This window comes from Streptomyces sp. NPDC104367 (assembly GCF_055583825.1).
Genome location: NZ_JBVJND010000002.1, coordinates 14,787 through 38,045, shown reverse-complemented (window position 1 = coordinate 38,045; position 23,259 = coordinate 14,787). Strand labels below are relative to the sequence as shown.

Below are 23,259 nucleotides of genomic sequence, written 5' to 3'. Positions count from 1 at the left end.
CGGGATCAGTCCTCCGGTTCCTCCCACTCCGTCAGCAGGACGACGTCCTTCAGGAAGCCCCGCACCCCCAGGAACTGCGAGAGATGCTCCCGGTGCTCGTCACAGGCGAGCCAGGTCTTCCGCCGCTCCGGCGTGTGGATCTTCGGGTTGTTCCACGCCAGCACCCACACCGCACCGGCACGACAGTCCTTCGCGGAACAAATAACGTCACTCACTGCTTCGTCTCGCACTGTTGTCAGGCCCCGCAAAAAGGCGACGCCGAGCAGCCACGGGGGGAGCTGCCCGGCGTCGGTCCGTCGCTCCGACGGGGGATGCGGAGCGCGTACGCAGTATGTCATGGGTCACCCTCGGCCCGGCACTGGAACAGCATGATTGCTCTGAGCACTTTTCACGCTTCGTGCCCCGGTTCCATGTGCGGCTCCTGAGCCCGCGGCGGCGCGATCATCGGCCTGGTCGGCGCGACCCCGAACGTCGACGGCAGCGACGGCGGCCGTTCCCGGCCCGCGTTGGCGATGACGACCGCGACATAGGGCAGCAGCGCCCCGAGCACCAGCGCCACGACGGCGACATACCGTTCGACGTTCCACAACGTCGCCGCGAGGATCACCGAGACGGTACGGACCGACATCGAGATGACGTACCGCCGCTGCCTGCCGCGGACGTCCTCGGTCAGACCGGTACGGGCTCCGCTGATCCGGAACACCTGGACGTTTCCCCCGCCACGCTGTTTCCGCATCACATTCCACCATCCGCCCGCATCGGACTCTCCCCGGCCCGTACCCTGTCCGCACCCGTACGGGGAACCAGGCTGGGACGACCTCCACGTTACGCCGCGCCCGCGCCGCCATCGAGACCGGGGCGCCCCGCCGCCCGTGCGAACGGCCTGCGCCGTACCGAGTAGGGCCGTACCGACATGCGCCGTACGGCGTACGGACCGACACTGGGCGTAATGCTCACGTCGAGCCGTACGAGGAGGCAGCCATGGGCTGGTTGTGGGCGATCATCGTGGGATTCGTACTGGGCCTGATCGCCAAGGCGATCATCCCGGGCAAGCAGCACAGCCCGCTCTGGCTGACGACGATCTACGGCATCCTGGGCGCCGTCGCGGGCAACGCGCTCGCCCGCGCGCTGGGCGTGGCCGCGACACCGGGCATCGACTGGACCCGCCATCTGTTCCAGCTGGTCGCCGCGATCATCATCGTGGCCCTGGGCGACATGGCGTACGTGTCGACCGTGGGCAAGCACAAGCGCCGCGCCTGAGCCGCGGCGCCCGCGGGGGGCGCGGGGTCCGTACCGGCACCCGCACCCCCCGCGCGCTCACGAACCCACGACCTCCACGGCCGCCAGGTTCTTCTTGCCCCTGCGCAGCACCAGCCACCGCCCGTGCAGCAGCTCGTCCCCGGAGGGCACGGCGTCCTCGGCGGTCACCTTCACGTTGTTCACGTAGGCCCCGCCCTCCTTCACCGTCCGCCGCGCCGCGGACTTGCTGGCCACCAGCCCGACCTCGGCGAACAGGTCGACCACCGGCCCCAGCTCGGCCACCCGCACATGCGGCACCTCGGAGAGCGCCGCGGCCAGCGTCCGCTCGTCCAGCTCCGCCAGCTCACCCTGGCCGAACAGCGCCTTCGACGCGCCGATCACCGCGGCCGTCTGGCCGGCCCCGTGCACCAGCGTCGTCAGCTCCTCGGCCAGCGCCCGCTGCGCGGCCCGCGCCTGCGGCCGCTCCTGTGTCTGCCGCTCCAGCTCCTCCAGCTCCTCGCGGGACCTGAAGGACAGGATCCGCAGGTACGTCGAGATGTCCCGGTCGTCCACGTTCAGCCAGAACTGGTAGAACGCGTACGGCGTCGTCATCTCGGCGTCGAGCCAGATCGCACCGCCCTCGGTCTTGCCGAACTTGGTGCCGTCCGCCTTGGTCATCAGCGGCGTCGCCAGCGCGTGCACCTCGGCGCCCGGCTCCAGGCGGTGGATCAGGTCCAGGCCGGCCGTGAGGTTGCCCCACTGGTCGCTGCCGCCCTGCTGGAGCGTGCAGCCGTACCTCCGGAAGAGCTGGAGGAAGTCCATGCCCTGGAGGAGCTGGTAGCTGAACTCCGTGTAGCTGATGCCCTGGTCGGACTCCAGCCGGCGGGCCACGGAGTCCTTGGTCAGCATCTTGTTGACGCGGAAGTGCTTGCCGATGTCCCGCAGGAACTCGATCGCGGACAGGCCCTCGGTCCAGTCGAGGTTGTTGACCATGACGGCCGCGTTCTCGCCCTCGAAGGACAGGAACGGCTCGATCTGGGCGCGGAGCCTGCCGACCCACCCGGCGACCGTCTCGGGGTCGTTGAGCGTGCGCTCGGCGGTCGGACGCGGGTCGCCGATCAGGCCCGTCGCACCGCCCACCAGCGCCAGCGGCCGGTGCCCGGCCTGCTGGAGCCGGCGCACGGTGAGCACCTGCACCAGGTGCCCGACGTGCAGGGACGGCGCGGTCGGGTCGAAACCGCAATAGAACGTGACGGGACCGTCCGCGAGCGCCTTGCGCAAAGCGTCCTCGTCAGTGGACAGGGAGAACAGCCCCCGCCACTTCAGCTCGTCGACGATGTCCGTCACGGTTCTCGTATCTCCTTGGATGATCTTCGGGCGGCCGTGCGGCCACCGGCTACGAGGTTATACGCCCTGACTGACAGAGCTCATATTGAAGTCGGGCACCCGCAGCGCGGGCATCGCAGCCCTAGTGAACCAGTCGCTCCACTCCCGCGGCAGCGTCTTTTCCGTGCGCCCCGCCTCCGTCGCCCGCCCCAGCAGGTCCACCGGCGACTCGTTGAACCGGAAATTGTTCACCTGCCCGGTGACCTGCCCGTTCTCCACCAGGTAGACGCCGTCCCGGGTGAGCCCCGTGAGCAGCAGCGTCGCCGGGTCCACCTCGCGGATGTACCAGAGGCAGGTCAGCAGCAGCCCGCGCTCGGTGGCCGCGACCATCTCGTCCAGCGAGCGGTCCTCGCCACCGTCCAGGATCAGGTTGCCGCCCGACGGGGCGACCGGCAGCCCGGTGAGCCCGGCGCTGTGCCGGGTGGTCGTCAGGTTCTTCAGACGGCCGTTCGCGACCCACTCGGTGGCGGCCACCGGCAGCCCGTTGTCGAAGACGGACTGGTCGCCGCCCGAGGAGTGCGCGAGGACGAAGGGCGCCGACTCCAGGCCCGGCTCGTTCGGGTCGCTGCGCAGGGTCAGCGGCAGGCCGGTCAGCCGCTCACCGACCCGGGTACCGCCGCCCGGCCTGGAGAACACCGTCCGCCCCTCGGCCGCGTCCCGCCCCGACGCCGACCACAGCTGGTAGATCAGCAGGTCGGCCACGGCGGTCGGCGGCAGCAGCGTCTCGTACCGGCCGGCCGGCAGCTCGACCCGCCGCCGCGCCCAGCCGAGCCGTACGGCGAGCTCGGCGTCGAGCGCGCCCGGGTCGACGTCCTTGAAGTCCCGGGTGGACCGCCCCGCCCACGCCGACCGGGTGCGGTCCGGGGACTTGGCGTTCAGCTCCAGCGTGCCGGTGGGCTGGTCGTGGCGCAGCCGCAGCCCGGTCGAGGTGCCCAGGTAGGTCGACACCAGCTCGTGGTTGGCGAAGCCGTACAGCTCGCGACCGCCCGCACGCGCGCGTGCGAAGGCCTCGCCGAGCGCCGGCGCGAAGTCGGCGAACACGGCGGAGGAGGTCTCGACGGGCCCGTCCGTGAAGTCCGGCGCCTCCGGTACGTCCGTCACCAGCGGCTGCGCGTCCTCGGCGGGGGCGGCACCGCGCGCGGCGGCCTCGGCGGCCCGCACCAGCGGCTCCAGCTCGTCGGCGGTCACGGCCGACCGCGAGACGACCCCCGAGGCCGTGCCCTCCCTGCCGTCGACGGTGGCGACCACGGTCAGCGAACGCCCGCGCGTGACGCCGTTCGTGGTGAGCGCGTTGCCCGCCCAGCGCAGGTTGGCGGTGGAGTGCTCGTCGGCGATGACCACGCAGCCGTCGGCCCGGGACAGTTCGAGAGCGCGCTCGACGATCTCGTGCGGCTTGCTGTTACGGGCGCTCATCGACCGGCCTCCTGCGTGGTGTTGAGGATGTTGACGCCCCTGAAGAGGGCCGAGGGGCAGCCGTGGGACACGGCGGCGACCTGTCCGGGCTGGGCCTTGCCGCAGTTGAAGGCGCCGCCGAGGACGTAGGTCTGCGGGCCGCCGACGGCCGCCATGGAGCCCCAGAAGTCGGTGGTCGTCGCCTGGTAGGCGACATCGCGCAGCTGCCCGGTGATCCGCCCGTTCTCGATCCGGAAGAACCGCTGACCGGTGAACTGGAAGTTGTACCGCTGCATGTCGATCGACCAGGACCGGTCGCCGACCACGTAGATCCCGCGGTCCACCCCGCCGATCAGGTCCTCCGTGGCCAGCCCCGCCGGGTCCGGCCGCAGCGACACGTTGGCCATGCGCTGCACGGGCACGTGCCCGGGGGAGTCGGCGTACGCGCACCCGTTGGAGCGCTCGAACCCGGTCAGCCTCGCGATCCTGCGGTCCAGCTGGTAGCCGACCAGCGTGCCGTCCCTGACCAGGTCCCAGGACTGGCCCGCGACGCCCTCGTCGTCGTAGCCGATGGTCGCCAGACCGTGCTCGGCGGTGCGGTCACCGGTGACGTTCATCAGCTCGGAGCCGTACTTCAACTTGCCGAGCTGGTCGAAGGTGGCGAAGGAGGTCCCGGCGTAGGCGGCCTCGTAGCCGAGCGCACGGTCCAGCTCGGTGGCGTGGCCGATGGACTCGTGGATGGTCAGCCACAGGTTGGACGGGTCCACGACGAGGTCGTAGAGTCCGGCCTCGACGCTCGGCGCCCGCATCTTCTCCGCGAGCAGCTCGGGCATCTGCTCCAGCTCGCCCTCCCAGTCCCAGCCGGTGCCGGTCAGGTACTCCCAGCCGCGGCCGACCGGCGGCGCGACGGTCCGCATCGAGTCGAACTCACCGCTCGACTCGTCGACCGATACGGCCGTGAGCTGCGGGTGCAGCCGCACGCGCTGCTGCGTCGTCACCGTCCCCGCCGTATCGGCGTAGAACTTGTTCTCGTGCACGGTGAGCAGCGAGGCGTCGACATGGTCGACCCCGTTCGCGGCCAGCAACCGCCCGCTCCACTCGGCGAGCAGCCCGGCCTTCTCCTCGTCCGGCACCGAGAACGGGTCGATCTCGTACGACGAGATCCACGTCTTGTCCGCGTGCACCGGCTCGTCGGCCAGCTCGACTCGCTCGTCCGACCCCGCGGCCTTGATCACCTGGGCCGAGAGCTTCGCCATGGCCACGGCCTGGGAGGCGACCTTGGCGGCCGCGTCGAGGGACAGGTCCACCCCCGAGGCGAACCCCCAGGTACCGCCGTGCACGACCCGGACCGCGTACCCGAGGTCGGTGGTGTCCGACGACCCGGCGGGCTTGGCGTCCCTGAGCCGCCAGGACGCACTGCGCACCCGCTCGAACCGGAAGTCCGCGTGCTGGGCCCCGAGCGCACGCGCGCGTGCCAGCGCGGCGTCGGCGAGGGCTCGCAGGGGCAGCGCGAGGAACGATTGATCGATCTCATGGGCCATGGGCGGCCTCTCCTTCGGTCATGGCGCGGTCGGGGTGAGTGAACCACGGAGCCCGGTTCACGGCTTACGGCCGCGGCCGGTGAGGTGAGGCGCAGACGACGGGCCGGAGGTTCGCGAGGAACCTCCGGCCCGTCACCGCTGCGTGTGTGCCGCGGAGTCAGAGTTCGCCCGCGATCACACCCGTCCGGAACGCGGCCCACTCCGACGCGGTGAACCGCAGGGGGTCCCGGTCCGGGTTCTTGGAGTCGCGTATGGCTCGTGCACCGTGGGGCAGTTCGGCGACTTCGACGCAGTCGTTCTCGGCACCGCTGGCGGTCGCTTTGCGCCAGGCGGCGCCGGTGAGGTCCTGGTCGTACAACTCGGCTTTGCGGTCAGTCACTTCCGGAAGTCCTCTTCCAGCTCGGCGATGCGAACGCGAGAGTCCTCCACGGACAGGGCGGCAGCGCGAATGCGCTCGTACGCTCGCTCGAAGGGGACCGCGTCTTCGCCTTCAACGTACGTGCCCCCTCCGGGGTTTTCCAAGAGGACGACGCTCGGCAGCGGCGTCCGGAACTTGGTGAGGGAGAAGCCACCTTCAAGGCCTGGGCGCGGAGTTGCGTCGAGCGGCATCAACTGCACGGTGACATTGGGGAGTTCGGTGGTCTCGCGCAGCCTTCTGAGCTGCTCGCGCATGGTCTCGGGCCGACGCGCGAACCTCAGATGCAGGGCCGCTTCATGGATGATCGCCCAGAACTCGAGAGGGGAGCCGGGCCGGCTGAGCACGGATTGGCGGGCCATGCGCACCTCCGCGAGCGCGGTCACCTCGTCCGCGCTGCGGGTGGTGGTGATGCCCGCGATGGTCTCGCGCGCGTAGGCGGCGCTCTGCAGCAGCCCTGGAATCAGGAGCGGCGACCAGGAGCACACGATCTCGGCGTCCGTCTCCAGTGAGATGTAGTCCGCGTACAGAGGGCTGACGACCTGTGCGTAGGCCTGCCACCAACCCCTCTTCGCCGCGTCACCTCTCAGCTGCTCCAACGCGTTGCGAACGTCGATGTCCTGCACGCCGTAGACGGTGAGCAACTTGTCCAGATCGGCGGGGCGGATCGCCTGAACGGCGTTCTCGATCTTCGACATCTTGGGGCCCTGCCACATCATCGCTGAGGCGGCGCGGTCCAGGCTCAGACCTGCCTCGGTGCGGAGCTTGCGCAGCGCTCCTCCGAGGCGGCGGCGCCTGACAGTAGGCGTGAGAGGGGTGTTAGGCATGCCGACATGTTGCCACCCATGTGCATCGCAGCTGACGCCGAAAAGAAACCATCACTCGTTAGGGTAGAAAGGTTGCGATTGATGTGGGTGTGAGGCCAACCTCAAGGCGTCGCAGGGCGAGGTGAGTTCGCCCCCCGAACGAAGGAGCCCCCATGCCCCACTCCCTCGGCTGGTACCACACCTCCACCCCCACCGGCTTCGTCCTCCACCTCTCCGCCACCCCCGGCCACCTCCGCGCCGTACGCGCCCTCATCGGCAAGACGCTGGCCGGCGCCGGGGTCGACGAAGGCCTCAGCCACGCCGCGCAGTTGGTGATGTCCGAGCTGTGCGGGAACGCGGTCCGCGCCTGTGGCGACTTCGTGCCGCTGGTCGCCGAGGTCGAGATCGAGCCGCCGTCGGGCTGCGGCGACGGCACGGAGCGCGGCGTCCGGGTCAGGCTGCACGACCCGTACCGGCAGGCGCTGCCCGCGAGGGGCGCCGTACGGCTGGACGACCCCACCGCGGAGTCGGGGCGCGGGCTGCCGCTGATCGACCTGTTCGCGCCGGGGTGGCGAGTCACGGGCACGCCGGTCGGCAAGCAGGTGCGCTGCCGCATTCCGGCACCCGGCGAGGAGAGTCTGGGTTTCCGGGCGTGAACCGGCCCCGCCTCGCCGTCCGGGCCGCCGAGTGACGCCCGCCTCTCTTTTGTGGTTACAGTTGATGCTATGTAGGCACAATCGAGGGGGTCGTCATGAGCGCCATCTCCATTCGGGAGTTCTCCCACAACCCCAGCGCCGTGTTCGCGCGTGTGGAACGGGGCGAGACCCTGGAGGTCACCCGGCACGGCAACGTCATCGCGATACTGGTCCCGAGCGGTGGGCCCATGGAGCGGTACGCGCACCTCGTGGCCCAGGGAAGGATCAGACTCAAGACGGCGACGGCGGCCGACCTCGCCGGCTTCCCCCGGTACGACATCCCGGACGACGCCCCTGATCCGCTGGAGTCCCTGCTCGCCGAGCGCGACGAGTACTACCGGTGATCTACATGGACTCCTCCGCGTTGATCACCTTGCTGACCGGGAGGGCCAACGCCGCCGCGCTCGCGTCGTTCCTCGCCGGCTTTCCGCAGGCGCCGTTGGCCACCTGCACGGTCGGCTTCGTGGAGACCGTGCGGCATCTGGACCGGGCCGGCAGTTTTCCGCGGGCGCTGGCGGATCTCGACGAGCGGGTGACGGAGATCCTGCTCGGCCGTGAGGTCCGCGACCTCGCCACCCGCGTCGATCCTGGGCTGCGCGCACTGGACGCTCTCCACGTGGCGAGCGCCCTCTCGGTGGAAGGCGAGCTGGTGGCGTTCGTGACGTACGACCGCCGGATGCTCGACGCGGCACGCAAGGAGGGGCTGCCCGGCCACGCTCCCGGGATGGTGGGCTGACCCGGCTGCCGACTGTAGAAACCCGACAGCACCGCCCCCGCGCCACTGTCGGTGCCCGCTTGCCCGTGGTGATGACCGGACCGATAGGTTTTCGGTGAAGCCACCTGCCGTGTCAGCTGTTCGGGCGGGTGGTCAGACCGAACGAAAGGGTGATCCGTTGAGCCGCTCGGTTCTCGTCACTGGAGGCAACCGGGGCATCGGCCTCGCCATCGCCCGTGCTTTCGCCGACGCCGGCGACAAGGTGGCCATCACGTACCGCTCCGGTGAGCCGCCGGCCGGCTTCCTCGCCGTCAAGTGCGACATCACCGACACCGAGCAGGTGGAGCAGGCCTACAAGGAGATCGAGGACGCGCACGGTCCGGTCGAGGTCCTGATCGCCAACGCCGGCATCACCAAGGACACGCTCCTGATGCGCATGTCCGAGGAGGACTTCACCTCGGTCGTCGACACCAACCTCACCGGCACCTTCCGCGTGGTCAAGCGCGCCAACCGCGGCATGCTGCGCGCCAAGAAGGGCCGCGTCGTCCTCATCTCCTCGGTCGTCGGCCTCTACGGCGGCCCCGGCCAGGCCAACTACGCGGCCTCCAAGGCCGCCCTGGTCGGCTTCGCGCGCTCCCTCGCCCGTGAGCTGGGCTCGCGCAACATCACCTTCAACGTCGTCGCGCCCGGCTTCGTCGACACCGACATGACGAAGGTGCTCACCGACGAGCAGCGCGCCGGCATCGTCGCGCAGGTGCCGCTCGGCCGGTACGCGCAGCCCGAGGAGGTCGCCGCGACGGTGCGGTTCCTCGCCTCGGACGACGCCTCGTACATCACTGGAGCCGTCATCCCCGTTGACGGCGGACTGGGAATGGGTCACTGATCACCATGAGTGGAATCCTCGAGGGCAAGCGCATCCTGATCACGGGTGTGCTGATGGAGTCCTCCATCGCCTTCCACGCGGCCAAGCTGGCCCAGGAGCAGGGCGCAGAGATCATCCTCACCGCGTTCCCGCGGCCCACGCTGACCGAGCGCATCGCCAAGAAGCTGCCCAGGCCCACCAAGGTCATCGAGCTCGACGTCACCAACGACGAGCACCTCGGCCGCCTCGCCGACCTCGTCGGCGAGGAGCTCGGCGGCCTCGACGGCGTCGTCCACTCCATCGGCTTCGCCCCGCAGGACGCGCTCGGCGGCAACTTCCTCAACACGCCGTTCGAGTCCGTCGCCACCGCCATGCACGTCTCGGCGTACTCGCTGAAGTCGCTGACCATGGCCTGCCTGCCGCTGATGCAGAACGGCGGCTCGGTCGTCGGCCTCACCTTCGACGCCCAGTACGCGTGGCCGCAGTACGACTGGATGGGCCCGGCCAAGGCCGCCCTGGAGGCGACCAGCCGCTACGTCGCCCGCGACCTCGGCAAGCAGAACATCCGCTGCAACCTCATCTCCGCCGGCCCGCTCGCCTCCATGGCCGCCAAGTCCATCCCGGGCTTCAGCGACCTGGCCGCCGTCTGGGACCACCGCTCCCCGCTGGAGTGGGACCTCAAGGACCCGGAGCCGGCCGGCAAGGGCATCGTCGCCCTGCTGAGCGACTGGTTCCCGAAGACCACCGGCGAGATCATCCACGTCGACGGCGGTCTGCACGCCATCGGCGCCTGAGCTTCCGCACGGCCACGAGGCCCGTCCCTTCACCGAGGGGCGGGCCTCACCCGTTCGGCCCACCGGCCGGGCCGTCGCCGCCCGGGCGGCGCACTCTGGAGAACACGTGGGACCGCGCGTCGCCGCACGCCGGACCACGCGTCGCCATCCGCGTGCACCGCGCGACATCCCTCCCCAGCCCGGCCGAGGAGGTCCCCTTGTGTGCCTGTCCCGCAGCCTGGCCCCGCTGACCCTGGCCCTGGCCCTCGTCCTGTGCCTGCCGTACGACGCGATGTCCCACGCGCGCGTGGGCGGCGGTCACCGGCCGGCCCCGCAGCTGTTCGGCGCCGAGTGCCGGACCGCCGTCCGCGGCTCCCACGTGGTCGCCTACTGCCACAACCCCTACGTGGACACCGACCGGGTGCAGCTGCACATCGAGTGCGACCAGTGGTGGGACATCGACACCGACGGCCCCCCGGCCGACACCGGGCCCGCGATGACCGTACGGCTCACCGGGCGCTGCTGGAAGGACGTCCGCGCGGTGTGGATCAGCCACCGGAAGGCGGACTGAACCGGTCCGGCCGGCACAGGAACGGGTAGCTCGCCGCCTCCTTGGCCGCCGCGTCCGCGTCCCCCGAGCGGATCGCCTCCACCAGCCGGGCGTGGTCCATGTACGCCTCCGGCGTCAGCTCGGCGCCGACGTCCGCGCGCAGCCAGTCCCGCAGCACCTCGCCGAGGTCGGCGTACATCTGTGTCATCACCTCGTTGTGCGAGGCGGCCACCACGGCCAGGTGGAGGGTCGCGTCCGCCGCCACGAAGACCTCCGTGTCGCCCGACTCCCAGGCCCGCTCGCGGCGCTCCATGAGCGCGTCGAGCTGTCTGAGGTCCTTCTCGGTGCGCCGGGCCGCCGCCAGCCGGGCCGCCGACGACTCCAGCGTGGAACGCAGCTCGGCGATGTGCCGGGGGTCGGCCTCGGCGAACCTGCGGTGCATCACGCCGGCCAGCTCGCTGGTGGCCGCGACGTACGTCCCCGAGCCCTGCCGGATGTCCAGCAGACCGTTGTGCGCCAGCGCGCGGACGGCCTCCCGGACGGTGTTGCGGGCCACTCCCAGCTGCTCGACCAGCTCCGGCTCGGTGGGGATGCGCGAGCCCACCGGCCACTCGCCCGAGGTGATCTGGTTCCGCAGCTCGGCGATGACCTGCTCGGAGAGCGCCGACCGGCGCTGGTGGCTCAGAGGCATGACACACCTTCGCACGCGGGGGCCGGGCGGGAGCGGCTGGGCCTGTCCCAGGATGGACAACCAATCATCCCATGATTCTATGATGGGCCACATGGCAGGCGAAGAAGCTCGGACCAGGACATCGGCCACCCCGCGCGCTACGGCGCACGAGGACGGCCCCGCGACCCCCACGCGCGCGTGGACGACACGGCTGGTCGTCGCCGGCATCCTGCTGGCCGCGGTCAACCTCCGCCCCGCCATCACCAGCCTCGGCGCGCTCCTGGAAGAGGTCCGCGACGGACTCGGCATGAGCGGCGGCGTGGCCGGCCTGCTCACCTCCGTGCCCCCGCTCTGCTTCGCCGTCTTCGGGGTCATGGCACCCCGCCTGGCCCGCCGCTTCGGGCCTGCGGCGGTGGTCTGCGCCGGCATGGCCGCCATCACCGCGGGCCTGCTGATACGGCCGTACATCGGCGGCACGGCCGGGTTCCTGGCCGCCAGCGCGCTCGCGCTCATGGGCATCGCGGTCAGCAACGTGCTGACGCCGGTCATCGTCAAGCGCTGGTTCCCCGACCGGGTCGGCTCCATGACCGGCCTGTACTCGATGGCCCTCGCCGCCGGCACCTCGGTCGCCGCCGCGGTGACCGTGCCGCTGACCGACGCGCTGGGCGGCGGCTGGCGGCCCGGGCTCGCCGTGTGGGCCGCCCTCGCGGCCGTCGCGGTGCTGCCGTGGGTGCCGCTGGTGCGGGACCGGGGCACGCCGGACCCGGCGGCCGGGGCACCCGCGCCCGCGGACCGGCAGCCGCCCGCCCCCGCCCTGCGCATCACCCGCAGCCGCACCGCCTGGGCGCTCGCCGTGTTCTTCGGGCTCCAGGCCACCGCCGCCTACATCACCATGGGCTGGATGGCGCAGATCTTCCGGGACGCCGGGGTCTCCGCGGGCACGGCCGGGCTGCTGCTGGCCGTCACCATGGTGATGGGCGTACCGCTGGCCTTCGTCATCCCGCGCGTGGCCACCCGGCTGCCGCACCAGGGCCCGATCGTGATCGCGCTCGGCCTCTGCGGCCTCGCCGGATACGCCGGCCTGTACCTCGCCCCCGCCGCCGGCGCCTGGGCCTGGGCCGTGCTGCTCGGCGTCTCCAACTGTGCCTTCCCCCTCGCCCTCACCATGGTCGGGATGCGGGCCAGGACCGGCGCGGGCGTCGCCCAGCTCTCCGCCTTCGCGCAGAGCACCGGCTACCTGATCTCCATCCCCGGCCCGCTGCTGGTCGGCGTGCTCTACCAGCACAGCGGCGGCTGGGGCGTGCCGATCGCCCTCATGGTCGGGCTGATGATCCCGCAGATGGCGGTGGGCGTCCTGGCGGGCCGCAACCGCACGGTGGAGGACGAGGCGGCCCGGGCCGCCTGACACCGCCCCCGCCCCGCGGGCGCGCCGCTCGCCCGTCCGGGGCACCCGGGGCACCCCACCCGGTCCGCGCCGCTCGCGGGGTGCCAGACTGGCCCCATGCCAGTGCTCGATCCGAACCCCCAGAACGGTCAGAAGAAGATGTTGATCGTCTTCGGCTCGTTCCTCGCCATCTTCGTCGTCATCGCCGTCATCGCGACCCTCGCGTCCCCCTGACCACGGCCGGGGCGGCCCATGGTGGGGCTGGCCCCCCATCCCCTAGGGGGTAAGGGTCAGGGTCAAGTGGGTGGATCACCGGATGGGTTGACGGCCGCGGATTCCGTAACTTCGAGGTGTGGCCGCGAGGGGCGGTCGCGGTGACGGAGACCAGCGGAGGCGATCATGTCGGCCCCAACGCACACTCGGCCCCGCCCGGCGACCCCGGGCGGCGTCGACATCCGGCTCCCCTGGTGGGCCCTCGCCCTCCCGGCGCTCGCCTTCGCCGCCCTGCTGCTGCTGATACTGAACCCGGCGGACGCCCACGCTGCCACCGGCGACCCCGCGGTCGCCCATCTCTTCGAGCGCGTCCGCCAGGTCCTCGGCCGCTAGGGCCCTTCTGCCCCGGGCAGGGCGAATCCGCATGTCAACTCCCTGCGCCCATTGGCCTGTTTCATGCGAAGCTGGGTGTCATGAGCGTCGCAGAACCCCGCAGGATCGTCTTCTTCCGCCATGCGAAAGCCGACTGGCCACAGGTGACCGACCACGAGCGACCGCTCGCTGACCGGGGCCGTATGGACGCGGCCGTCGCCGGACGCAAGCTGGCGGACAGCGGCATCGCCTTCGACCTGGCCCTGTGCTCCACCTCCGTACGCACCCGGGAGACCTGGAAGCTCGCCGTCCACGAGCTCGCGCACCGGCCGAAAACCGTCTACGAGGAGCGGGTCTACGAGGCCTCGCCGGGCGAGCTGATCGCCGTGCTCAACGAGGTGCCCGACGACGCACAGAACGTGATCCTCATCGGCCACAACCCGGGCGTCCACGGCGTCGCCGAGATCCTCACCGGCAGCGCCGAGGGCGACGCCCGCGAGCGGATGAACCGCCGGGGCTTTCCCGCCGCCGCCTTCGCCGTCGTCACCTACGACGGCTCCTGGAAGACCCTGGAGCCCGGCGCGGCCACGCTCGTGGACTACTGGGCGCCCTCCGAGTGAGACCGGCGCACGGCCGCGGGGCCGTCACCACCTGACAGCGGGACGACGAGGGCCCGGCACCGTCTCCCGGTGCCGGGCCCTCCTGTCCGCGTCGGCCGCTCCAGCGCTCCCGGCGCCTCAGCTCTCGTCGTGGGTGTCCGCCGCCTCGACCTCTTCGCGGGTGACCCCCAGCAGGTAGAGGACCGTGTCCAGGAAGGGAAAGTTCACCGCGGTGTGCGCGGCCTGGCGGACCACCGGCTTGGCGTTGAAGGCGACCCCGAGCCCGGCCGCGTTCAGCATGTCCAGGTCGTTGGCGCCGTCACCGATGGCCACCGTCTGTGACAGCGGCACGCCCGCCTCGGCGGCGAACCGGCGCAGCAGCCGCGCCTTGCCCGGCCGGTCCACGATCTCGCCGGTCACCCGGCCGGTCAGCTTTCCGTCGACGATCTCCAGCGTGTTGGCCTGGGCGAAGTCCAGCCCCAGCCGCTCCTTGAGATCGTCGGTGACCTGGGTGAAACCGCCCGAGACGACACCGACTTGGTAGCCGAGCCGCTTCAGCGTGCGGATCAGGGTCCGCGCGCCCGGCGTCAGCCGCACCTCGGCGCGCACCTTCTGCACGACCGACTCGTCCAGCCCCTTCAGCAGTGCCACGCGCGCGTGCAGCGACTGCTCGAAGTCCAGCTCGCCGCGCATCGCGGCCGCCGTCACCTCGGCGACCTTGTCCTCGCAGCCGGCGTGCGCCGCGAAGAGCTCGATCACCTCGTCCTGGATGAGCGTCGAGTCCACGTCCATGACGACCAGGCGCTGGGCGCGCCGGTGCAGGCCCGCCGAGACGACCGCCACGTCCACCCCCAGCTCGGCCGCGTCGGAGGCCAGGGCGGTGCGCAGCGGCGCGGTCTCCACACCGGACACGGCGAACTCGACGGCCGTCACCGGGTACTTGGCGAGCCGGAAGATACGGTCGATGTTGCCGCCGGTCTTGGCGATCCGGGCGGCGATGGCGGCGGTCGACTCGGCGGTCAGGGGGTGACCGAGGACGGTGACCAGGGAACGGCCCAGACCGCGCGGGCGGTTGTCGCCGCGGCCCGAGATGATCTCCGCCTGCATCTTCATCGACTCGGCCCAGCTGTGCACGGTCGCCCTGAGGTCGCCCTCCAGCCCCGCCGGGGGCTGGGTCACGAGCGCGCACAGCACCAGGCGGCCTCGCGTGACGACCTGCTCGATGTCGACCACGTCGACCATGTACGCGGCAAGAGTGTCGAAGAGGCCGGCCGTGATGCCCGGCCTGTCCTTGCCGAAAATCTTGACGAGGAGAGTGGGGACCTCGGAGGTCTGAGGATCGCTCATGGTGTGACCACCGTAACCGGCACCCAGTGCCTGCGGCGCAGGTGGTCCGCCTGACGGACACGGAACAATGGATGTCGGGCCGGTGTCGGACGCCTTGCCTCCGTACTACGGGCGAACGTGCGTGCGATGCCGGGGGTCCGGGACGCGGTGTCGCACGCCCCGCCTTCGCACGGAGTCCGGCCCGGATCCACCCGGGGTGCGCACACCGCCCGCGCCCCGTCGCCCCACGTCACCGGCCCGGCCGCCCGGGCGGTCGCGGCGGTCGCGGCGGCGGAGGCGGTGGTGGCGGAGGCGGTGGTGGTCCGGTGCCCGGGCCGCCGGCGGACCCGCCGCCCCGCCCGGTCCCGGACGGACGCCGCGGTGACCGGGGCGGCGGGTCGAAGGGCCGCGCCATCGTGGGGGCGCCGTACACGTCCCCCGCGTCCGGCGGCGCGTCGGAGAAGCCCCCGCCACCGGCGGGCCCACCCCCCTGCGACGGCCCCCGGCCACCCTCCGCACCCCGGCCGTCCTGCGGCCTGCGGTCGTTCTCCGGGCTGCGGTCGTTCCCCGCACCCCGGCCGTCCTGCGCGCCCCGGCCGTTCTCCGTACTCCGGCCGTCCTGCGGCCTGTGGTCGTTCTCCGTGCCCCGGCCGTCCTGCGGCCTGCGGTCGTTCTCCGTGCCCCGGCCGTCCTGCGGCCTGCGGTCGTTCCCCGCGCCCCGGTCGTTCTCCGCGCTCCAGCCGTCCTGCGCGCCCCGGCCGCCCTGCGGTCTGCGGCCGTCCTCGGGCCTGCGGTCCTCCGGACCTCCGCCGTGCTGTTCCCGTGGCGCGTCGGGCCAGGGTGCCCTGCCGCCCTCGGGCGGTGCCGGAGTCCGCAGCTCACCCGGCACCCGGAGGTAGGGGTTCGTGTGCGGGTTCGGCGGACGGTACGGAGCGCCCGGCGCATAGGGACCGGACCACCCGCCCCCACCCGATGCGCCCGGCCCGCCCGGACCGTCCTGTCCGGCCGGTCCCGCCGCCCTCCCCGCGTCACCCAGTGCCAGCGGGGCCGCGCGGGATCCGGCCGCCCCCGTCGCCCACGCCAGGAGCGCTCCCGCCGCTCCCGCCGCCGCGCCCCAGGCCGCCCCGAGCAGCAGCGCCGTGCCGGGTTCCCCGTGCAGCTCGATCCCCGCGCCGAAGGCGTCGAAGCCCAGCACCGACAGCGAGGCGTCCACGGACACGTCCGTCAGCCAGGCCAGCAGCGGCAGCGTGAGCGCCGTCGCGATGCCCAGCCGTACCGCACACCGCCCCGCGAACCCGAGCGCGCCCGCCCGCCCCGCCGCCCCGGCCTCCCGTGCCACCGGCGTCCGGACCGCAGTGAACACGCCGGCCAGCAGCATCAGCAGCGCCGCCGCCACCCCCAGCAGCCACACCCGGCCGTCCAGGTCGGCCAGCCGCCCCAGCGTCACCGGCCGGCCGGACGCGGAGCCCAGCAGCCGGTCGAGGGGGTGGGGCAGGAACGCGGTCAGTACGCCCGTCGCCCGGCCGTCGAACGGCACGAGGAGCCCGATCGGGAGGCCGAGCCAGACGCCGTTCGGGGCGCCGAGCAGCGCCGCGCCCATGATCCGGGCGGGGTGCGGGTCGCGGACCGCCGCCCAGGCCGCCGCCGCCCAGCCGGCCGCCACCGCCACCAGCGCCACGGTCACCAGCGCCGAGGCGGCCGGCCGCACCACCCGGTGCACGGCCGCCCAGCCGTGCGGCAGCGGGGTCCGGCGCGAGGCCAGCAGGGCGATCAGCAGGACGCCGGCCGACCAGCCGAGGCCGCCGAGCAGGGTCGCCGCCGTGTCCACGCGGAAGCCGACCGCCGCGTCGGCGTGGACGAGGTCGCCGAGGCGGTCCGGCAGCAGACCGCCGACGTCCCCGATGCCGGGGATCTTCAGACCCCCTCCGCCGCCCGTGCCCGGCAGCTTGTCCAGGCCCAGCGCACCGCCGTCGATGGTCACGACCGAGTGTCCCGCCCAGGCCAGCCCGCCCAGCGTCGCGACGAAGAACGCGACCACCGTGCCCGCGCGGGCGAGCAGTTCGGCCGACGGGATCACAACTCCGGCCGTGCGCAGGGACCGTAAGAAGAACCAGGACAGGAGCAGCGCTCCGACCAGGCTCACGCCCAGTGGCGTGATCTCGATGGCCGTCGTCGCCTGGGCGCCTTTCAGTCCGAAAGCGGACAGATCCCCGTTCGGTGTGACCGAACCACCCGCCCCGAGCGCCACGGCCGCCGCCGTCATCGGGCCCAGTGAGCCCGCCGCGTCGGCCCGCAGCAGATGCAGTCCGAGCGCCGCGGTCCCCGCCATGCCGATCAACGCCCAGCTCACGGCGGCGATCGCGGACAGCAGGATGTCGGCCCACGGCAGCCCCGCGCCGTGCCCCGCGCTCTCGACTCCCGTACGAGACGTGCCGGAACCCATGGCAGACCCCCCGATCCACAGACGCGCCGGGCCGCTCCGTCGCGCTTGTCCCCCTCGCCTGGATTACCACTCTCCGGCCCGGTTTCAACCCCGTCAACGGAAAGAGCCGACGCGTTCGCGGGAGCTCTCCGCAAGGCCCGACTTTCGGTCAGAGGGCCGAGCCTGAAATAGTTCCCGACGATGTTCGACATCCCTAGACTCCCTGTGATGGGGGTAACTCGGGGGACTACTCAGTGGGGCTTGGCGTGCCGGAACTCGTACTGGAAACCAACGGACGTACCTGGACGCTCGATCAGTCCAGGTCATACACCCTCGGACGCGATCCGCAGGGGGACATCGTGTTCGAGGACGCCAGGGTCTCCTGGCGGCACGCCACGATCAGCTTCGACGACCGCGGTTGGGTCATCGAGGACCACGGCAGCACCAACGGCACCTTCGTGCAGGGCCGGCGGGTCCAGCGCACGGAGATCGGGCCGGGCTCGGCCGTGCATCTCGGCAACGCGAACGACGGGCCGCGGCTGAGCCTGTCGGGCTCCGCGGCCGCCGTCGCGCAGCCCCAGCAGCAGCCGTTCGCGGCGCAGGGCGCGGGCGGCGCGGGCTGGTCGCAGCCGCCGGCCGCGCAGCCGCAGCAGCCCCAACAGGACTGGCAGCAGGTCCCGTCGGCGATCCCGCAGCAGCAGGGTGCCCCGGCCCCGGCCGCCGGTGGTGCCGCGGGGGCGCCGCCGGTCTACGGCGACCGCAGCCCGACCACCTTCCACCAGTTCTCCATCGGCCGCGTGATGCGCATCGGCCGTGCCCTGGAGAACGAGCTGGTCGTCTCCGACCTCCAGGTGTCCCGCCACCACGCCGAGTTCCACTCCACGCCCGACGGCCGCATGGAGATCCGCGACCTCGGCTCGCACAACGGCACCTACGTCAACGGTGTGCTGATCACCAAGGGCGGCACCGCGGTGCTCGGCCCGAACGACATCGTCGGCGTCGGCCACTCCACCTTCCGGATCGTCGGCGACCACCTAGAGGAGTTCGTCGACACCGGTGAGGTCTCCTTCTCCGCGCGCCACCTGACGGTCACCGTCGACGGCGGCAAGCAGATCCTCAAGGACGTCTCCTTCGGCGTCCCGGAGAAGTCCCTGATCGCGGTCATCGGCCCGTCCGGCTCCGGCAAGTCGACGCTCCTCAAGGCGCTGACCGGCTACCGGCCCGCCAACGAGGGCGAGGTGCTGTACGACAACCGAAACCTGTACAAGCAGTTCGCCGAGCTGCGCCAGCGCATCGGTCTGGTCCCGCAGGACGACATCCTGCACAAGGAGCTGACCGTCAAGAAGGCCCTGAAGTACGCGGCCAAGCTGCGCTTCCCGGCCGACACCACCGGCCAGGAGCGCGACGCCCGGATAGACGAGGTGCTGCGCGAGCTGAAGCTCGACATCCACAAGGACAAGAAGGTCACCTCCCTCTCCGGCGGCCAGCGCAAGCGGGTCTCGGTGGCGCTGGAGCTGCTCACCAAGCCGTCGCTGATCTTCCTGGACGAGCCCACCTCGGGTCTCGACCCGGGCATGGACCGCGATGTCATGCAGCTGCTGCGCGGTCTCGCCGACGACGGCCGCACCGTCCTCGTCGTCACCCACTCGGTGGCCGAGCTGGCGATCTGCGACAAGCTGCTGGTGATGGCGCCGGGCGGCGCGGTCGCCTACTTCGGCCCGCCCGAGGAGGCGCTGAACTTCTTCGGCTACGACACCTGGGCCGACGTCTTCTCCGCCTTCGAGAACTACCGCGACTACGACTGGGCGGGCCGCTGGAAGGGCTCGCAGCACTACCAGATGTACGCCGCGGACATCGACGCGATCGCCCCGCAGTCCGTACCGATCCCCGCGATGCAGGCGATGCGGCCGAAGAAGCCGCAGAGCTGGGGTTCCCAGCTGCTGACCCTGGTCCGGCGGTACGTCTCGGTCATCGCCTCCGACAAGGGCTTCCTGGCGCTGACGGTGATCCTGCCCGCGGTGCTCGGCGCGGTCAGCCTGCTCATCGACAGCGACAAGGGCCTGCTGGTGAACCCGGTCAGCTCCAAGACCGGTGTGCCCGTGCCGAACGGCACGGCGACCACCGTCCTGCTGATCCTCGCGGTCGGCGCCTGTTTCGCGGGCGCCGCGAACTCCGTCCGTGAGCTGATCAAGGAACGGGTGATCTACGAGCGGGAGCGCGCGGTCGGCCTGTCCCGGTCGGCGTACCTGATGTCCAAGGTGGTCGTGCTCGGTGTGGTCACCGTGCTCCAGGGCCTGATGGTCGGCCTGATCGGCTTCTCCAGCCGGGAGATCCCCGCCGAGGGCGTGGTCCTGGGCCACTCCACCCTCTTCGAGCTCTGCATCCCGATCATGGGACTCGGCTTCACCTCGATGATGTTCGGCCTGGTCATCTCCTCGCTGGTGAAGACGTCCGAGAAGACCATGCCGCTGCTGGTGATGTTCGCGATCATCCAGGTCGTCTTCACCGGCTGCCTGTTCACCCTGAACGGCGCGGTCGGCGCCAACCAGTTCTCGTTCCTGATGCCGTCCCGCTGGGCGGTGGGTGCCGCCGGCGCCACGCTGGACTTCAACAACATCGCGCCCAACACGGACGACCCGACCAGCAAGGACCCGCTCTGGGAGCACACGCTCGGCGCCTGGTCCATGGACATGGCCGTGCTGATCGTCCTCGGCGTGCTCTGCGGCTTCCTGGTGGCCCGCTTCCTGCGCCGCCACGAGCCCGAGGTCATGCGCAAGTAGCGGTCCGCGGCCCGTACGACGCCGAAGGGCGGCACCCCGTGAGTGGGGTGCCGCCCTTCGGCGCGTCGCTGCTGAGGTCCGCGCCTGCCTCAGTACGCGCTGTTGACGTTGTCGATCGAGCCGTACCGGTGGGCCGCGTAGTTGGCGGCGGCGGTGATGTTGGCGACCGGGTCGTAGATGTTCCAGGACGTACCGGCGACGTGGTACGTGCTGAAGGTGGGCGGGATCACCTGGAGCAGGCCCTTGGAGGGGATGCCGTTGATGGCGTTGATGTCCCAGTCGTTGATGGCGTTCGGGTTGCCGGAGGACTCCCGCATGATGTTGCGGTGCAGGCCGCTGTAGGAGCCCGGGATGCCCTTGGCGTTCATGATGTCGAGGGCCTGGCGGATCCAGCCGTCGAGGTTGTCGGCGTAGTTCTTCGTGGCGGCCTGCTGGACCTGCGGGCGCTGCGCGGAGCGGCTCGCGGCCTGCTCGGCGGCGCGCTGGTCGGCGGCCTTCTTCGCCTCGGCCGCGACGTGGGCCGCGTGGGCCTGCTTCACGTGGGCCACGTGGAGGGTGTGGGCCGTGGTCGCCGCCTTCTTCGCGGCGATCGCCTCGACCTTCAGGTTCTGCTGGGCCAGCTGGTCGGTCACCGCGCCCTTGACGTCCTTGATCTGCTCCGTGCCGTAGACGACCTTGGCGGCGGTCTCGGGGGCGCCGGTCACGACGGTCCCTGCGTTGCCGGGCACGGCGGAGAAGGCGAGGGCGGCGGCGCCGAGCGTGGCGACACCGGCGAGCGCGATCTTGTGGTGCTTGGTCAGCGCGGGACTGTGGGAGTTCTTCGGCATGGCAGTGGACCTCTTCGAATAGCGCGGAGGCCGCTCGTTGTCCGCGGGGGAGACCGGCTCCTCCTGCACGAACACCGCGGGGGGGAACCCGCGGTGCTGAGCGACGGCAGCCATTCTTAGCGACCGCAAAATGCCGTGGCAAAGGTGTGACGTACGATCCCGGGTAGTGGACCCGGCAAGGGCAAAACGGGACAGACTAGGCAGTCTGCCCCGCTGGGGAGGGGATTGTTTATCTCCTATGTCTGTTCGTACGTGATGTGCGCCCTATGTGCGGCCTCACATCGGCCCTACAGGAATCTCACCGGGAGTTGCGGCAGCAATGCTCTGCGTGAGGACCCTCCTCCGGGAGGACCAGGTGCACGTCGCCGAACTCGTGCCACAGGTAGAGCCCGGCCAGCGCCGCCTCGTAACCGCGGTCGACCGCGGCCCGCCCCGCGACCGCCTCCAGCATCAGCAGATGCGAGGCCTCCGGCTCGTGCAGCCCGGTCAGCAGCCCGTCCACCACCCGCACCCCGCGCCCGGGCGTGACGACCAGCTCCGTCCACCCCTCGGCCGCCCGCACCACCCCGTCCGCCCCGGCGGCCGACTCCACGGCCCGCACCGCCGTGGTCCCGACCGCCACGACCCGGCCATCCCCGGCCCGCACGCTGTTGATCAGCCGTGCCGAAGCCGCCGGCACGGCGAAGCGCTCCGGGTACGGCGGCTCGTGCGCCTCCGCCGACGAGACCCCCGTGTGCAGCGTGACCGGCGCGAACTGCACCCCCCGGCTCACCAGCTCCGCCACCAGCCGCGCGGTGAAGGGCCGCGCCGCGCTCGGCATCTCCGCGCTCCCCGCCCCGTCCGCCGCCGGCAGCGCGAACACCGTCTGGTACGCGGACAACGGCTGGTCCCGCTCCGTGTAGGAGTAACGGATGGGCCGCCCGTACTCCCGCAGCACCCCGCGCACGTCCGCCGCCGTCCGCGCCCACCACAGCCGCTCGCCCCGCGGGCTCAGCGGCTCCTCCAGGACCAGCCGCCCGCCCCCGGGCAGCCGCACCCCCGTACCCGCGCGGGCACCCGCACGCGCGCGTGTCGTGCCGTTCCCGTCCGGCTCCCGCAGCTCGACCGCCCACCGCCCGTCGTCCCCGCGCGTGGAGAAGTGGACCACCACGCGCGCGTGCCCGACCCGCCCGTCCACGGCGGCCGCCAGTGTCGGCGAGGTGTTCACCACCAGCAGGTCCCCGGCCCGCAGCAGACCCGGCAGCTCCGCGAAGGCGTGGTGCGACACCGCCGTCCCGCGCGACACCAGCAGCCGTACGGCGTCCCGCTCCAGCCCGGGCCCGCGCTGCTCGGCCGGGACCCGCGCGGACAGCTCCTGCGGCACCCTCACCACCGTCGTCATCGCCCCTCCACCAGAGCCGGCGCCCCGTACCGCCCACTGGCCGACCGCTCGTCGAGCAGCCGCAGGAACGCCGGTACGACGCTCGCCGGCGCCGGCCGCGGACCGTCGTCGTCCGGCACCGCCGCCGCGTACAGCCCGGTCGCCATGTCCCCGGGATCCACCGCCCACACCCGGAGCCCCGGCTCCTCGACGCCGAGCACGGCCGCCAGCTGGTCCAGGGCCGCCTTGGAGGCGCCGTAGCCGCCCCAGGTCTCGTACGCCTCGGCGCCCGCGTCCGAGCTGACCGCGATCACCGCGCCCGCCGCCGACCCCCGCAGCAGCGGCAGCGCCTCCTGGACCAGGCCCAGCGCGGCCACCACGTTCACCTCCAGCGCCCGCCGCAGCCCCGCCAGGGGCAGCTCGCCCAGCCGCACCAGCGGCTCGGCGCCCAGCGCGCTCGCGTTGCTCACCAGCAGGTCCACCCCGCCCAGCGCCCGCGCGGCGGCCACCAGCCGGGCCCGGTGCCCGGCGTCCGTGACGTCACCGGGCAGCGCCGTCACCCGCACCCCGTGCGCCACGACGGCCTCCGCCGCCTCCTTCAGAACATCCGCGCCCCTGGCGTCGAGCACCAGGTCCCAGCCGCGCGCGGCCAGCGCCTCGGCCAGCGCCCGCCCCAGACCCTTCGAGGCCCCCGTGATGATCGCTACCGGCATGACAACCGTCCCCTCGGCTCCGTCCGCCCGCGTCGGCGGTGCCCCCAACCTAGGAACGCGACCGCCCCGGCCGCCTCGGACGCGGGCCGCAATCCGGTGGGGCCCTTGGGACTAAGCCGCCGGTCCGGGGCGCGCGGCCTAGGCCCCGTGACCTAGGGCCGGCGGACCGGGGCGGGCCGTCGGCGGTCCGATCCGCCGCCCGGACCCCGCCGGTACGGT

Annotated in this window: 25 protein-coding genes; 12 read left to right on the top strand and 13 right to left on the bottom strand. The window is 72.1% G+C overall.

What is annotated here, in order from left to right:
• Positions 1-5: 5 nt before the first annotated feature.
• Both ACZ619_RS02960 and ACZ619_RS02955 read right to left on the bottom strand, forming a co-directional pair.
• The gene (locus ACZ619_RS02960; protein WP_469593363.1) at positions 6-215 is read right to left on the bottom strand and encodes a hypothetical protein; all 210 of its coding nucleotides are present in this window, start codon (positions 213-215) and stop codon (positions 6-8) included.
• 173 nt (positions 216-388) lie between these two features.
• Positions 389-736 carry a DUF3099 domain-containing protein gene (locus ACZ619_RS02955; RefSeq protein ID WP_469593362.1) on the bottom strand — a complete coding sequence of 116 codons (348 nt, stop codon included), beginning with the start codon at positions 734-736 and terminating at the stop codon, positions 389-391.
• 245 nt (positions 737-981) lie between these two features.
• On the opposite strand from ACZ619_RS02955, the gene ACZ619_RS02950 reads away from it, so the two are divergent.
• Complete coding sequence (locus ACZ619_RS02950; protein ID WP_469593360.1) at positions 982-1,260, top strand: GlsB/YeaQ/YmgE family stress response membrane protein; 279 nt, start codon at positions 982-984, stop codon at positions 1,258-1,260.
• Positions 1,261-1,317: 57 nt separating this feature from the next.
• On the opposite strand, the gene tyrS is transcribed toward ACZ619_RS02950, so the two are convergent.
• From tyrS to ACZ619_RS02925, 5 genes are all read right to left on the bottom strand, one after another.
• Positions 1,318-2,586, bottom strand: a complete 1,269-nt coding sequence (gene tyrS / locus ACZ619_RS02945; RefSeq protein ID WP_469593358.1) for a tyrosine--tRNA ligase — start codon at positions 2,584-2,586, stop codon at positions 1,318-1,320.
• A 57-nt stretch (positions 2,587-2,643) separates the two neighbouring features.
• A complete protein-coding gene (locus ACZ619_RS02940; protein WP_469593356.1) occupies positions 2,644-4,038 on the bottom strand; it encodes a metallopeptidase TldD-related protein in 1,395 nt (464 codons plus the stop codon).
• A complete protein-coding gene (locus tag ACZ619_RS02935) occupies positions 4,035-5,558 on the bottom strand; it encodes a TldD/PmbA family protein (RefSeq protein ID WP_469593354.1) in 1,524 nt (507 codons plus the stop codon). Before ACZ619_RS02935 ends, ACZ619_RS02940 begins: the two co-directional genes overlap by 4 nt.
• 157 nt (positions 5,559-5,715) lie before the next feature.
• Positions 5,716-5,937, bottom strand: coding sequence for a DUF397 domain-containing protein (locus tag ACZ619_RS02930; RefSeq protein WP_469593352.1), 222 nt, complete (start codon positions 5,935-5,937; stop codon positions 5,716-5,718).
• Entirely contained in the window at positions 5,934-6,800 is an 867-nt protein-coding gene (locus ACZ619_RS02925) for a DUF5753 domain-containing protein (protein ID WP_469593350.1), read from the bottom strand. The genes ACZ619_RS02930 and ACZ619_RS02925 overlap by 4 nt, the downstream gene beginning before the upstream one ends.
• Positions 6,801-6,952: 152 nt before the next feature.
• Here ACZ619_RS02925 and ACZ619_RS02920 point away from each other — a divergent pair, with 152 nt between their 5' ends.
• From ACZ619_RS02920 to ACZ619_RS02895, 6 genes are all read left to right on the top strand, one after another.
• Positions 6,953-7,435 carry an ATP-binding protein gene (locus tag ACZ619_RS02920; protein WP_469593348.1) on the top strand — a complete coding sequence of 161 codons (483 nt, stop codon included), beginning with the start codon at positions 6,953-6,955 and terminating at the stop codon, positions 7,433-7,435.
• A gap of 95 nt (positions 7,436-7,530) precedes the next feature.
• Entirely contained in the window at positions 7,531-7,818 is a 288-nt protein-coding gene (locus tag ACZ619_RS02915) for a type II toxin-antitoxin system Phd/YefM family antitoxin (protein ID WP_469593346.1), read from the top strand.
• A 5-nt stretch (positions 7,819-7,823) separates the two neighbouring features.
• The gene (locus ACZ619_RS02910) at positions 7,824-8,210 is read left to right on the top strand and encodes a type II toxin-antitoxin system VapC family toxin (protein ID WP_469594473.1); all 387 of its coding nucleotides are present in this window, start codon (positions 7,824-7,826) and stop codon (positions 8,208-8,210) included.
• Between the two features lie 157 nt (positions 8,211-8,367).
• The gene (fabG, locus tag ACZ619_RS02905; RefSeq protein WP_469593345.1) at positions 8,368-9,072 is read left to right on the top strand and encodes a 3-oxoacyl-[acyl-carrier-protein] reductase; all 705 of its coding nucleotides are present in this window, start codon (positions 8,368-8,370) and stop codon (positions 9,070-9,072) included.
• Positions 9,073-9,077: 5 nt separating this feature from the next.
• Positions 9,078-9,845, top strand: coding sequence for an enoyl-ACP reductase FabI (gene fabI / locus ACZ619_RS02900; protein WP_133026879.1), 768 nt, complete (start codon positions 9,078-9,080; stop codon positions 9,843-9,845).
• Positions 9,846-10,044: 199 nt separating this feature from the next.
• Entirely contained in the window at positions 10,045-10,395 is a 351-nt protein-coding gene (locus ACZ619_RS02895) for a hypothetical protein (protein WP_469593342.1), read from the top strand.
• Here the strand turns inward: ACZ619_RS02895 and ACZ619_RS02890 are convergent.
• Positions 10,373-11,065, bottom strand: coding sequence for a FadR/GntR family transcriptional regulator (locus ACZ619_RS02890; protein WP_469593340.1), 693 nt, complete (start codon positions 11,063-11,065; stop codon positions 10,373-10,375). The two genes, ACZ619_RS02895 and ACZ619_RS02890, sit on opposite strands and share 23 nt — an antisense overlap.
• A gap of 82 nt (positions 11,066-11,147) precedes the next feature.
• Here ACZ619_RS02890 and ACZ619_RS02885 point away from each other — a divergent pair, with 82 nt between their 5' ends.
• The 4 genes from ACZ619_RS02885 (at position 11,148) to ACZ619_RS02870 (ending at position 13,633) form a co-directional block, all read left to right on the top strand.
• Positions 11,148-12,449 carry a CynX/NimT family MFS transporter gene (locus ACZ619_RS02885; protein ID WP_469593339.1) on the top strand — a complete coding sequence of 434 codons (1,302 nt, stop codon included), beginning with the start codon at positions 11,148-11,150 and terminating at the stop codon, positions 12,447-12,449.
• A 96-nt stretch (positions 12,450-12,545) separates the two neighbouring features.
• A complete protein-coding gene (locus ACZ619_RS02880) occupies positions 12,546-12,662 on the top strand; it encodes an SGM_5486 family transporter-associated protein (protein WP_469593337.1) in 117 nt (38 codons plus the stop codon).
• 165 nt (positions 12,663-12,827) lie between these two features.
• Positions 12,828-13,034: a hypothetical protein gene (locus ACZ619_RS02875; RefSeq protein ID WP_469593335.1), complete on the top strand. Its 207-nt coding sequence runs from the start codon at positions 12,828-12,830 to the stop codon at positions 13,032-13,034.
• Positions 13,035-13,114: 80 nt separating this feature from the next.
• Positions 13,115-13,633 carry a SixA phosphatase family protein gene (locus ACZ619_RS02870; protein WP_469593333.1) on the top strand — a complete coding sequence of 173 codons (519 nt, stop codon included), beginning with the start codon at positions 13,115-13,117 and terminating at the stop codon, positions 13,631-13,633.
• A 117-nt stretch (positions 13,634-13,750) separates the two neighbouring features.
• Here ACZ619_RS02870 and serB read toward each other — a convergent pair whose 3' ends face one another.
• On the bottom strand, positions 13,751-14,959 hold the full coding sequence (serB, locus tag ACZ619_RS02865) for a phosphoserine phosphatase SerB (protein WP_469593331.1): 1,209 nt from the start codon (positions 14,957-14,959) through the stop codon (positions 13,751-13,753).
• Between the two features lie 229 nt (positions 14,960-15,188).
• On the bottom strand, positions 15,189-17,381 hold the full coding sequence (locus tag ACZ619_RS02860; RefSeq protein ID WP_469593329.1) for a streptophobe family protein: 2,193 nt from the start codon (positions 17,379-17,381) through the stop codon (positions 15,189-15,191).
• Between the two features lie 245 nt (positions 17,382-17,626).
• Here ACZ619_RS02860 and ACZ619_RS02855 point away from each other — a divergent pair, with 245 nt between their 5' ends.
• Positions 17,627-20,140 carry an ABC transporter ATP-binding protein/permease gene (locus ACZ619_RS02855; protein ID WP_469593327.1) on the top strand — a complete coding sequence of 838 codons (2,514 nt, stop codon included), beginning with the start codon at positions 17,627-17,629 and terminating at the stop codon, positions 20,138-20,140.
• An 89-nt stretch (positions 20,141-20,229) separates the two neighbouring features.
• Here ACZ619_RS02855 and ACZ619_RS02850 read toward each other — a convergent pair whose 3' ends face one another.
• The 3 genes from ACZ619_RS02850 to ACZ619_RS02840 all read right to left on the bottom strand — a co-directional run bounded on the left by ACZ619_RS02850 (position 20,230) and on the right by ACZ619_RS02840 (position 23,040).
• On the bottom strand, positions 20,230-20,967 hold the full coding sequence (locus ACZ619_RS02850; RefSeq protein WP_469593325.1) for a transglycosylase SLT domain-containing protein: 738 nt from the start codon (positions 20,965-20,967) through the stop codon (positions 20,230-20,232).
• Positions 20,968-21,265: 298 nt separating this feature from the next.
• The gene (locus ACZ619_RS02845; RefSeq protein ID WP_469593323.1) at positions 21,266-22,348 is read right to left on the bottom strand and encodes an S-adenosylmethionine:tRNA ribosyltransferase-isomerase; all 1,083 of its coding nucleotides are present in this window, start codon (positions 22,346-22,348) and stop codon (positions 21,266-21,268) included.
• Entirely contained in the window at positions 22,345-23,040 is a 696-nt protein-coding gene (locus ACZ619_RS02840) for an SDR family NAD(P)-dependent oxidoreductase (RefSeq protein WP_469593321.1), read from the bottom strand. The genes ACZ619_RS02845 and ACZ619_RS02840 overlap by 4 nt, the downstream gene beginning before the upstream one ends.
• Between the last annotated feature and the right edge of the window lie 219 nt (positions 23,041-23,259).